This is a genomic window from Psychrobacter glaciei (assembly GCF_014652895.1).
GTDB classification, from domain to species: Bacteria; Pseudomonadota; Gammaproteobacteria; order Pseudomonadales; family Moraxellaceae; genus Psychrobacter; species Psychrobacter glaciei.
In genome coordinates, this window is record NZ_BMZR01000001.1 from 1168082 (window position 1) to 1179066 (window position 10985).

Below are 10985 nucleotides of genomic sequence, written 5' to 3' on the forward strand. Positions count from 1 at the left end.
CTAGTACAAATAATCAGATTTAGAAATAACTTGTTGGTAATTTATGAAGTATCAACGAGCCAACCAAAAATATAGTGATGTTAGTCAGTAGCCATATATTGAAAAAGGATGTTTCTCATGGAATACAACATAGCTCTACAGTTTGAAGATGGTATCACGGGATTTATCAAATGCGAAGAGGATGAAACCGTCGCCGAAGCCGCTTATCGTCAAAAATATAATATCCCTGTGGATTGTCTTGATGGCGCCTGCGGCACCTGCCGTTGTCATTGTGAGTCGGGCAGCTATGACATGCATCCTGATATGTATATTGAAGAGGCGCTGACCGAAACCGAAGCTAATGATGGCTACGTCTTGACCTGTCAAATGATTCCTGAGAGCGACTGCGTCATTAAAGTGCCAACCTCATCAGAAGCCTGCAAAGTCAGCAAATCTGTGTTCAAAGGTAAGCTACAGCAGCTAAATGTATTGTCAGAATCCACCATTCACTTCGGCGTTGAAGTTGATAACCCAGATGCCTTAGTATTTTTACCTGGGCAGTACGTCAATATCACCATCCCTGACTCTGATGAGACACGTTCCTACTCTTTTAGCTCAATGCCTAGTACCAATCAGGCTGAATTTGTCGTCCGTAATATTCCAAATGGCAAGATGAGTACCTTTTTATCTGATATTGCCAAGCTAGGTCAAGATATTGACTTTGAAGGACCATTCGGCAGTTTCTACTTACGTCCTATCGTACGTCCTACTGTATTTTTAGCTGGTGGTACAGGTATCGCACCCTTTTTATCGATGCTAAAAAGCTTAGAAATATCGGGCGCTCATCATCCTATCAAGATGGTCTACGGTGTTACTAATGATGCTGATTTGATAGAGATTGAAAAACTGGAAGAAGTGAAGAAAAACCACGATTGGTTTGACTATTATACCTGTGTAGCAAGCGAGGAAAGCGTCCATGAACGCAAAGGCTATGTAACCAGCCATGTTGAAGCTGATTGGCTAAATGATGGCGATGTTGATGTCTATCTGTGTGGTCCTCTGGCGATGGTCGATGCCGTTAGTAATTGGTTAGATACAAGTAGCCTCAAACCTAGCAATTTTTATTATGAAAAGTTCACACCTAGTGAGCAGTAATATAGCTAAAACAATACAGCGATAGAATACTTTTCTCTAGGAGACAGCAATGAGTAAGCGCTTTGATAATAAAGTATGTGTCGTAACGGGTGCCGCACAAGGTATCGGTCGCGGGGTCGCATTACGCTTAGCAAATGAGGGTGGCAAGATAGTCATGGCAGACTTTTCACCTTTGGTAGAAGACGTGTTAGCAGAAATCACTGCAAATGGCGGGCATGCGACGACTATCCAAGCTGATCTTGAGACTTATCAAGGGGCACAGGATGTTGTCGATAAAGCACTTGATACCTACGGTCGTATTGACATATTGGTCAATAATGTAGGCGGTGCAATATGGATGAAACCATTCGTCAGTTTCTCTGAGATAGAGATTGAAAAAGAAATTAGTCGCTCACTATTTCCAACATTATGGTGTTGCCATGCGGTACTGCCAACGATGATCAAACAACAATCTGGCACTATCGTTAATGTTTCCTCCATCGCGACACGTGGTATCAACCGTATACCCTACTCAACTGCAAAAGGCGGTATAAACGCCATGACTGCATCACTTGCTTTTGAGCATGCAAGTGATGGAATTCGCGTTAATGCAGTAGCAACGGGTGGTACTGAAGCCCCGCCTAGAAAGATTCCACGTAATACAAAGCCTTTAACTGATGAAGAGAAAGGCTGGATGAACGCAGTTGTTGATCAAACCATCGACAGCACATTTATGAAACGTTACGGCACAATAGATGAACAAGTCAATGCCATCGCATTTTTGGCTTCTGATGAATCTTCCTATATCACTGGAAGCACTATCCCTGTAGGCGGTGGTGATGCAGGCTAATCTCTCTCGTCAGGTTATTAAGTAGCATAGCATTGAACAGAGAACTATCTACTCGCTGCTGATTTGCAAGGAAGCAATATGGCAAACGTAATACACACATTGAAAGACGACTGGTCAATCTCTGCCACCGTGGCAGGATTTTTGGCCGTACTAATCTCTTATGCTGGCCCATTGATTATCTTTTTTCAGGCAGCACAAGCAGCGCAGGTATCAGAAACGATGATGGCATCGTGGATCTGGGGAGTATCTATAGGTGCCGCCGTCTCAGGTATCTATTTATCCATTAAGTATAAAACCCCTATTATTACTGCTTGGTCAGCGCCTGGTACCGCACTATTGGTAACCGTCTTTCCGAATATGAGTATTAATGAAGCGATAGCCGCTTATATCGTATCAGCGATTGTGATTTTTTTAGTAGGCGCAACTGGATCTTTTGACAAAATTTTAAGATGGATTCCTAATGGTATCGCTGCCGGCATGATGGCAGGCATCCTATTTCAATTTGGTTTAGAGTTATTTGTAGCAACTAATACGATGCCATTTATCGTGTTTAGCATGCTTGGCTGTTACTTAGTAGCCAAACGTTTTTCACCACGTTATACCATGATTTGGGTACTGCTATGCGGTGTCATTTTAAGTGTTCTATTAGGAAAAATGAACCCTGTCGATATAGATTTAGCCCTTACCATACCTACTGTGATATGGCCTGAGTGGACGTGGAATGCCGTATTCAACCTTGCGATTCCACTCATTCTTGTCAGCTTAACTGGACAGTTTTTACCTGGCATGGCGATTCTTAATCTCAATGGTTACGACACACCAGCCAAGCCTATCGTCAGTATTACAAGCCTCGCTTCGTTAGCAGTCGCCTGTGTAGGGGGTATTACGATTGTCCTAGCAGCAATCACCGCAGCACTTTGTACTGGTAAGGATGCCCATGAATTAAAAGAGAAACGCTACATAGCAGGTGTAGCAAACGGTATTTTTTATCTATTAGGAGGACTACTTGCCGGTAGCATCGTGATGATATTTAGCTTGCTGCCCAAAGAGCTAGTTGCAGCATTAGCCGGTCTTGCACTTATCGGTGCTATTTCTACCAACATTACTATAGCAATGAAAGATGACTCTCAAAGAGATGCAGCGCTAATCACTTTTTTAGCAACAGCATCTGGTATGAGTTTTCTTGGATTAAGCTCTGTTTTTTGGGGCATTCTTATCGGCATGATTGCTTACTATGTTTTAAGCAAAAAACGATTATTACCTCTATTTTCATAAGCAAAAATATACGTCACTTTTATTAATAGAACAGTCAAAACAACAAGACAGTCTCTAAGATGCATAAAACTGAAGTATCGCAATACCTAATATTACTTTTGTATAGGACATAAACATGATTAATAAAGCTGAAAAAAATATCACGGATGTACTTAGCCAAATTAAAGATGGCGCCACTATTATGATTGGTGGTTTTGGAACTGCAGGGCAGCCAGCTGAACTCATTGATGGCCTTATAAATTTAGGTATTAAAGACCTTGTCATTATTAATAATAACGCTGGAAACGGTGATCATGGTCTTGCCAGATTATTAAAAACGGGCGCGGTACGTAAAATCATTTGCTCTTTTCCTCGTCAATCAGACTCATGGGTATTCGATGAGCTTTATCATGCGGGCAAAATTGATCTGGAATTAGTACCACAAGGTAATTTGGCTTGCCGTATTCAAGCGGCAGGCATGGGCCTTGGAGCCGTATATACACCAACAGGGTTCGGCACTCTACTCGCAGAAGGCAAAGAAACTCGTCATATCGATGGTAAAGACTATGTTTTGGAATATCCAATTAAAGCTGATTTTGCCTTAATAAAAGCGAACAAGGGTGATCGTTGGGGTAACTTAGTTTACCGAAAATCTGCACGTAACTTTGGTCCAATCATGGCAATGGCAGCTGACGTGACTATCGCTCAAGTCTCTCAAACGGTTGATCTTGGTGAGCTTGATCCTGAGCACGTTATTACGCCAGGCATTTTTGTGCAGCACGTGGTGCAAGTCCAACCTGCTAGCACTAGTACTGAACTTTCTGATACTGCAGCGTAGCCACCGCTAAATACTGCCAATTATAAGGAGCGTCATCATGAGCCATACCTCTTACACCCTTTTGACCCGTGACCAAATAGCCGAACGAGCTGCACAAGACATTCCAGATGGAGCCTATGTCAACTTAGGCATCGGACTACCGACCAAAATCGCACAATACTTATCTAATGATAAAGACGTATTTTTGCATTCAGAAAATGGGCTATTAGCTTTTGGTCCATCACCTGCCAAAGGCGAAGAGGATGCCGAGCTAATTAATGCCGGAAAAGAATACGTTACCATGCTCGATGGCGGTAGCTACTTTCATCATGGTGACTCTTTTGCCATGATGCGCGGTGGCCATATCGACATTTGCGTGTTGGGTGCGTTTCAAGTAGCTGCTAATGGTGACTTGGCCAATTGGAGTACTGGTGCAGAGGATGCGATACCCGCTGTTGGAGGTGCTATGGACTTAGCCGTCGGCGCTAAAAAAGTCTTTGTAATGACCAATCACATCACCAAAACTGGGGATCCTAAAATCGTCAGCGAACTTACCTACCCTGTGACTGGGAAAAATTGCGTAGATCGGATTTATACTGACCTATGCGTCATTGATGTCACTGATAAAGGACTGCTAGTCACTGAAATGGTCGATGATATGAGCTTTTTGGACTTGCAAGCATTGACTGGTGCAATGTTAATTGACGCTACTCAATAAAAAACCCTCTTACTAAAAGCCTAGAACAATTAAAACTCAGGATAATCACCATGATTGATTCAATCACTAGTTTAAATAATGCTTATATTATCGATGCCATTCGTACCCCTTTTGGTCGTTATGGCGGCGGTCTAGCACCTGTACGTGCAGACGATTTAGGTGCTATCCCTATCAAGGCGTTAATGGAACGTAATACTAATGTCGATTGGGTACGAGTAGATGACGTCATCTATGGCTGTGCCAATCAAAGCGGCGAAGACAACCGTAACGTCGGACGCATGTCGTCATTGCTAGCCGGCCTACCTTATCAAGTTCCTGCAACTACGGTTAATCGCTTGTGCGGCTCGTCGATGGATGCGTTAGCGATAGCTGCGCGTGCGATTAAAGCCGGTGAAGCTCATCTAATTATTGCAGGTGGTGTTGAGAGCATGAGCCGTGCGCCATTTGTGATGGGTAAATCAGAAAAATCTTTTGGTCGTAGCCAAAATCTTGAAGATACCACCATGGGTTGGCGCTTTATCAATCCAAAACTTGATGAGCTATATGGCACAGAAACTATGCCTCAAACGGCTGAAAATGTTGCAGAGCAATTTAATGTCAATCGAGCTGACCAAGATGCATTTGCATTACGTAGCCAACAACGTACCGCAGCGGCGCAAGAGTCAGGATTCTTCAAAGATGAGATTACTCCTGTCATTATCCCACAACGTAAAGGCGAGCCTTTCACCATCGATACTGATGAGCATCCTCGTGCTGATACTACACTTGAAAAGTTGACCAAATTACGCCCTATCGTCATCGCAGATGGCACAGTAACCGCTGGAAATGCTTCTGGAATCAATGATGGCGCAGCAGCCTTCTTAGTAGCGTCAGAGCAAGCGGTTAAAGAATTCAATCTGAAGCCGCGTGCACGTATCGTGGCCTCAACTACGGTAGGCGTTGAGCCACGTATTATGGGCTTTGCCCCAGCACCAGCGATGAAAAAGCTCCTAGTGCAAACTGGTCTGTCACTTGATGATATGGATGTCGTTGAATTAAACGAGGCCTTTGCCGCCCAAGCTCTAGCCTGCACACGTGATTTGGGTTTATCTGACGATAGCGCACGTGTCAATCCGAATGGCGGTGCAATTGCCCTTGGTCATCCACTTGGCGCATCAGGTGCACGTTTGATCTTAACCGCTCTCAACCAGCTTGAAAAAACGAGTAAGCGTTATGCAATTTGCTCAATGTGTATCGGTGTTGGACAAGGCATCGCAATGATTATTGAACGTGTTGAGAGCTGATTAATCGTTCAAAATAAAATAGACACCCAGCTTAATAAATCAAAAAGAAGACCTTAATCACCCGACAGTTAAAACAAGGACGTTCATCATGCCTGTATTTGAAAATAAAGGTGTCACGCTAAACTATGCCACCTTTGGCGATAGCAGCAACCCTGCCCTAATATTCTCCAACTCTTTAGGTACTAGCTATCATATGTGGCAACCACAAATCGATACCTTACAAGCCGATTACTTTGTCATCTGCTATGACACTCGTGGCCATGGTAAGTCATCAGCACCCAGAGGTCCTTATACTTTAAACCAGCTTGGGCAAGATGTGATTGATTTATTAGATCATCTAAGTATCGATAAAGCGTTTTTTTGTGGCATTTCTATGGGCGGTATGACTGGTCAATGGTTGGCTATCAATCACCCTGACCGCTTCCATCACTTGATGTTATGCAATACCGCTGCGAAGATTGGTAATGAGGCGGCATGGAGAGATCGTGCGCAATTGGTACGTGAGCAAGGTCTCGATCCTATCGCGGCCACAGCTTCTCCGCGTTGGTTCACAGCAGATTTTATCGATCATTACCCAGATGTAGTCGCGGCATTGTCTAGCGCTCTTGCGGCTGGCAGTAGCGAGGGTTACGCAAGCTGCTGCGAGGCTTTATCTATCGCTGATACTCGTGAGCAGTTAAAAGAGATTCGTGTGCCAATTACAGTGTTAGCAGGCGTTGAAGACCCGGTGACGACCGTTGCCGATGGCCAATATATGGTCGATCATATACCTAACGCTAAGCTCGCCACTATCGATGCCTCGCATATCTCAAATATTGAACAACCTGAAGCGTTTAGTGATTATGTTAGATATTACCTACAATAACACCAGTAAATGCTTTTAAAAAACACATTTATTAGCGTTGATTAATTAAGCTAATTTAATCTATTTATCTTATATTTTTAATCATCTATATATTTTTTTAGTATATGGATGATTTTCTGTGCATCCAGTATTTTTATAATAGAAATTAATGAAACTTTTTGGTGTTAGTTGTCTTACATACGCTCACTGCAAGCATCATTCTTCGTATCATAATACTTTATGAGAGTACTCACTCCTCTCATAAAGATGGAAGCCGACATTTTTTCAACAGCGTGTTATATAGAGAGCTATACCTTTTAGGTATCAATTAATACCTAGATAGTTTTTGACTTAGCCCCTGTAAAACCCTAACTTGTAAAGCACGTATAAGGATATCATCAACGGAGAACATGAATGGAATCTCAAACCTTAAACATCAATAAAGTTATTGATGAAGCCAAATTTTCACCTTTTCATTGGAAAGTCCTGTTTTGGTGCTTACTGATTATTATCTTTGACGGCTACGACCTCATTATTTATGGCGTGGCCCTGCCATTGCTTATGGAAGAGTGGTCGTTAACTTCGGTACAAGCGGGTTTTCTTGCTAGCGCAGCATTATTCGGTATGATGTTTGGTGCCATGATTTTTGGTACTTTATCTGACAAAATCGGTCGTAAAAAAACAATTATGATCTGTGTCGCTCTATTCAGCAGCTTTACTTTCTTTGGTGCTTTCGCTAGTGGGCCTATGCAGTTTGCGGCTTTACGCTTCATTGCAGGTCTAGGTATTGGCGGTGTGATGCCAATATGCGTGGCACTAACATCTGAATACGCACCGAAACGTATGCGTAGTACTTTAGTCGCTATTATGTTCAGCGGTTATGCAATTGGTGGTATGACATCAGCATTATTAGGGTCTTTTTTGGTTCTGGATTTTGGCTGGGAAATTATGTTTTATATTGCGGGTATCCCTACTTTGCTATTACCAATCATCTGGAAGATGCTACCTGAATCCCTGATGTATTTGGTCAAAGAAAAGCGAGAAGGTGAAGCTAAAAATATCGTCCAAAAATTGGCTCCTCAAGAAAAAGTTACGCCATCTACCACTTTAGTATTAGATGAACCTACCAAAGGTGATGACGCGCCAATTAAAGCATTGTTTCTGAACAGACGTGGATTCACTACTATTATGTTCTGGGTAGCATTTTTTATGTGTTTGCTGATGGTTTATGCTTTAGCAAGCTGGTTACCAAAGCTAATGATTCAAGCCGGTTACTCGCTAGGTGCTAGTATGTTGTTTCTATTTGCACTTAATATTGGTGGGATGATTGGAGCTATTGGTGGTGGTGTCCTAGCTGATAAATTCCATTTAAAACCTGTACTAACTATTATGTTTGTCGCTGGGGCAGTAGCATTAATCCTACTTGGCTACAACAGTCCTCAAATGGTACTATATACGCTCATTGCGATTGCAGGTGCTACAACCATCGGCTCACAAATCCTACTTTATACTTTTGTGGCTCAATATTATCCTACCGCTGTACGCACGACTGCTATGGGTTGGGCGTCAGGGATTGGACGTATTGGTGCTATCGTAGGTCCTATTCTAACTGGTGCGCTACTCACCTTAGAACTAACTCATCAGATGAATTTTTTGTTTATCGCTATACCAGGCATTATCGCAGCCATTGCTATCTTCTTAGTAAATCTTACTGCAGCAGTGGACAGCAAGGAAAGTAAAATGCAACCCGCAAGGTTAGACACTTCGGCAGCGTAAAAATAATAGTAAGCTTGAAAATTTGGTAGTGTTCTAAAAAGTATACTGGCATCAAACATAGCCATAATTGAAATAAAAGAACATCAACTCAAATACGCTAGAATGATTGTCGAGCTTCTTAGAAAAACAACTCGTTCTTCTAGTAGCTCGTTTTAATCGGTGTATAAGATGAAAATCATTGGCGTATCCTCCCAGAATGTTGAGTCTCCGACAATACTGGGACGGTTCAATGGGAAGATGCACCTGTATGTATTTTCCAGAGAATTGCTTTTATTATCTTTCGACCTCTTCAACATCGCTTAGAACGATATAGTCAGTTCAATATAAAAAGATATGGAAAATAAAGCACTCAGCTGGTATAAAATTTTTTCGCTTGCTGCGTGTTTTGCCCTCTAGAGGCGTCGAAAAATTTATCCCAGCAGTACTGCATTCTTTTTAAAGTGAATCTGCTATATCTATTCAGATCAAATTTATATGCTCAACTATCGAAGGTTTAGATTAAGGTCTGTTGAGCATTCAAATGTGGTACTGGCAGTGGTTATTTTTTGCCAATACGCAGTGAAATTTTTGACGCCTAGTCATTCTAGGGTAGACAATTTCGCCAGGTATTGGCAAAAAATAGCCCTGCCTTGAAAGGCTGATGCTAAAATCAGCAGTCCTAATATTTGAATGCTCCACAGACCTCAACCCTCAGTCAATAATTCTACACTGACTTGAAAATAATAGTCATCCTTAATCGTGATGCCAACTTTGCCTTTATGTGCATTAGCGATAGCCTGAACGATAGACAATCCCAATCCTGTGCCTGAATGCTGATGGCTAGTCTTATCATGACGATAGAATCGCTCAAACAACTTATCAGCTTCACTCTGATTGAGCATCTTGTCTAAGCGATTAGTCACTGTTATTAATAAAGATTGCTTTGAGGATAGAGCCTCTTCCTTTGCCGTATCAAGGGTGCTGCCTGAGGTAATAATGGTAGCTGATATTGTGATAACACTGTCACTAGCGGCGTAATAAATGGCATTTGACATCAGATTGGCAAACAGCCGCTGCAATAGGCCTTCATCACCTAATACTGTCTTAAATTCGCCTGATCTTTCAAAAGTTATCCCTCGATCCTCTGCAATCATTTCATAGTAATCAACGAGCTTGGTGATTAAGCTGTCCGTATCTACGTGACTAATTTGCGAGTCACTTAATCCTTTCTGAGTTTTTGCCAGCAGCAACATATTATTAATCAGAACCGATAACTGCTCTAACGTATCATGCTGATGATGCAATTGTTCTATGTATTCAGTACCCTCACGAGGTTTGCTAAGCATGACCTGCGTTTGTGTACTAAGCGTCGCTATTGGGGTGCGGAGCTCGTGGGCGATATTGTCTGAAAATCGTGACAAAGATTCAAAGTTGCTTTCAAGCTTGACCATCATTGAGTTGTAAGATTCTGCTAGCGGTCGCAGCTCTAATGGCATGTCACTGACAGTTACTCTTTCATCCAACCTTTCAGGATTGATTCTTTTCATTTTTTGTACGATAGTGGCCAAAGGCGCAAAACCCCAATACACGCTCAATGCGGCGATTGAGACGAGTAATAGTGTAATGGCGAATAAAATCATACTAAGCTGACGATTGAACTGTAATAAATACTGATGATGTACATCTATAGGTAACGCGATAAGCGCGAGCATTTTGTCGTCTTCAATGACCATCGCTCGATAATATCTGCTGTTAATACTCATCACAAACTGTTGCTTATCATTATCTTGTCGCAGTGACAACAGATTAAACGCTTCCCCTAGCTCTTGAGTAAAGTTGTTGGGGGTGCTAGACAGTATCTGTCCGTCTTTGTTAGCAATGACCGTTTTTAGATCGTAATCTAGCCAAGAAGAATGTAGATGACCAGCCTCCTCTGATGCTTCTGCAGAAAATGACGTTGTATCAGATGACAAGCTTAACGGTGGCTGGTTATTTAATAGGCCTTGAGAATTTGTTAGCATTTGAGAGGTTATATGGCTGTTAGGCTCTGCCACTTGCTTACGCAGGTTAAAAGCCGCATGGGTGATAATCTCTGAGTCCATTTGCTCAAAATGGCCCTTAACAGAGTGCTGTACCCAAATATAAATAATAATCTGTGACATAACGACAAATATCGTGAGTAACAACACAGTACGCCACAATAGTGGCAAGCGTCGATTGTCCAACCTGTGTTTCATATTAGATATTGCCAGCTTCGTAAGACGGATTATTATCAAGCACTGTATCGACAGCCTCCAATCGGTACCCCATACCACGCACAGTATGAATCAGCTTTGCCTCATGCTCATCAT

Annotated in this window: 9 protein-coding genes; 8 read left to right on the plus strand and 1 reads right to left on the minus strand. The window is 42.2% G+C overall.

Features of this window, described 5'->3' with window-relative positions; all coding sequences use genetic code 11:
- Positions 1 to 108 precede the first annotated feature (108 nt).
- The 8 genes from benC (at position 109) to IE130_RS04795 (ending at position 8655) form a co-directional block, all read left to right on the plus strand.
- Positions 109 to 1134 (plus strand): benzoate 1,2-dioxygenase electron transfer component BenC, encoded by a 1026-nt coding sequence (gene benC, locus IE130_RS04760; protein WP_264997170.1) that lies wholly within the window; start codon positions 109 to 111, stop codon positions 1132 to 1134.
- Positions 1135 to 1183: 49 nt separating this feature from the next.
- Positions 1184 to 1963 carry a 1,6-dihydroxycyclohexa-2,4-diene-1-carboxylate dehydrogenase gene (locus IE130_RS04765; RefSeq protein ID WP_189582375.1) on the plus strand — a complete coding sequence of 260 codons (780 nt, stop codon included), beginning with the start codon at positions 1184 to 1186 and terminating at the stop codon, positions 1961 to 1963.
- Between the two features lie 78 nt (positions 1964 to 2041).
- A complete protein-coding gene (gene benE / locus IE130_RS04770) occupies positions 2042 to 3238 on the plus strand; it encodes a benzoate/H(+) symporter BenE (protein ID WP_189582379.1) in 1197 nt (398 codons plus the stop codon).
- A gap of 115 nt (positions 3239 to 3353) precedes the next feature.
- Positions 3354 to 4055 carry a 3-oxoacid CoA-transferase subunit A gene (locus IE130_RS04775; RefSeq protein WP_189582382.1) on the plus strand — a complete coding sequence of 234 codons (702 nt, stop codon included), beginning with the start codon at positions 3354 to 3356 and terminating at the stop codon, positions 4053 to 4055.
- Between the two features lie 37 nt (positions 4056 to 4092).
- Positions 4093 to 4752, plus strand: a complete 660-nt coding sequence (locus IE130_RS04780) for a 3-oxoacid CoA-transferase subunit B (RefSeq protein ID WP_189582385.1) — start codon at positions 4093 to 4095, stop codon at positions 4750 to 4752.
- Positions 4753 to 4802: 50 nt separating this feature from the next.
- Positions 4803 to 6035: a 3-oxoadipyl-CoA thiolase gene (gene pcaF / locus IE130_RS04785; protein ID WP_189582387.1), complete on the plus strand. Its 1233-nt coding sequence runs from the start codon at positions 4803 to 4805 to the stop codon at positions 6033 to 6035.
- Between the two features lie 88 nt (positions 6036 to 6123).
- Entirely contained in the window at positions 6124 to 6900 is a 777-nt protein-coding gene (gene pcaD / locus IE130_RS04790; protein ID WP_189582390.1) for a 3-oxoadipate enol-lactonase, read from the plus strand.
- Positions 6901 to 7293: 393 nt separating this feature from the next.
- The gene (locus tag IE130_RS04795; RefSeq protein ID WP_189582393.1) at positions 7294 to 8655 is read left to right on the plus strand and encodes an MFS transporter; all 1362 of its coding nucleotides are present in this window, start codon (positions 7294 to 7296) and stop codon (positions 8653 to 8655) included.
- Positions 8656 to 9338: 683 nt separating this feature from the next.
- On the opposite strand, the gene IE130_RS04800 is transcribed toward IE130_RS04795, so the two are convergent.
- The gene (locus IE130_RS04800) at positions 9339 to 10871 is read right to left on the minus strand and encodes an ATP-binding protein (RefSeq protein WP_189582396.1); all 1533 of its coding nucleotides are present in this window, start codon (positions 10869 to 10871) and stop codon (positions 9339 to 9341) included.
- Positions 10872 to 10985 lie beyond the last annotated feature (114 nt).

Excerpts from the sequence above, each read along its gene's own strand:
- benC (WP_264997170.1), top strand. The coding sequence starts at position 109 with ATGTTTCTCATGGAATACAACATAGCTCTACAGTTTGAAGATGGTATC.
- IE130_RS04765 (WP_189582375.1), top strand. The coding sequence starts at position 1,184 with ATGAGTAAGCGCTTTGATAATAAAGTATGTGTCGTAACGGGTGCCGCA.
- benE (WP_189582379.1), top strand. The coding sequence starts at position 2,042 with ATGGCAAACGTAATACACACATTGAAAGACGACTGGTCAATCTCTGCC.
- IE130_RS04775 (WP_189582382.1), top strand. The coding sequence starts at position 3,354 with ATGATTAATAAAGCTGAAAAAAATATCACGGATGTACTTAGCCAAATT.
- IE130_RS04780 (WP_189582385.1), top strand. The coding sequence starts at position 4,093 with ATGAGCCATACCTCTTACACCCTTTTGACCCGTGACCAAATAGCCGAA.
- pcaF (WP_189582387.1), top strand. The coding sequence starts at position 4,803 with ATGATTGATTCAATCACTAGTTTAAATAATGCTTATATTATCGATGCC.
- pcaD (WP_189582390.1), top strand. The coding sequence starts at position 6,124 with ATGCCTGTATTTGAAAATAAAGGTGTCACGCTAAACTATGCCACCTTT.
- IE130_RS04795 (WP_189582393.1), top strand. The coding sequence starts at position 7,294 with ATGGAATCTCAAACCTTAAACATCAATAAAGTTATTGATGAAGCCAAA.
- IE130_RS04800 (WP_189582396.1), bottom strand. The coding sequence starts at position 10,871 with ATGAAACACAGGTTGGACAATCGACGCTTGCCACTATTGTGGCGTACT.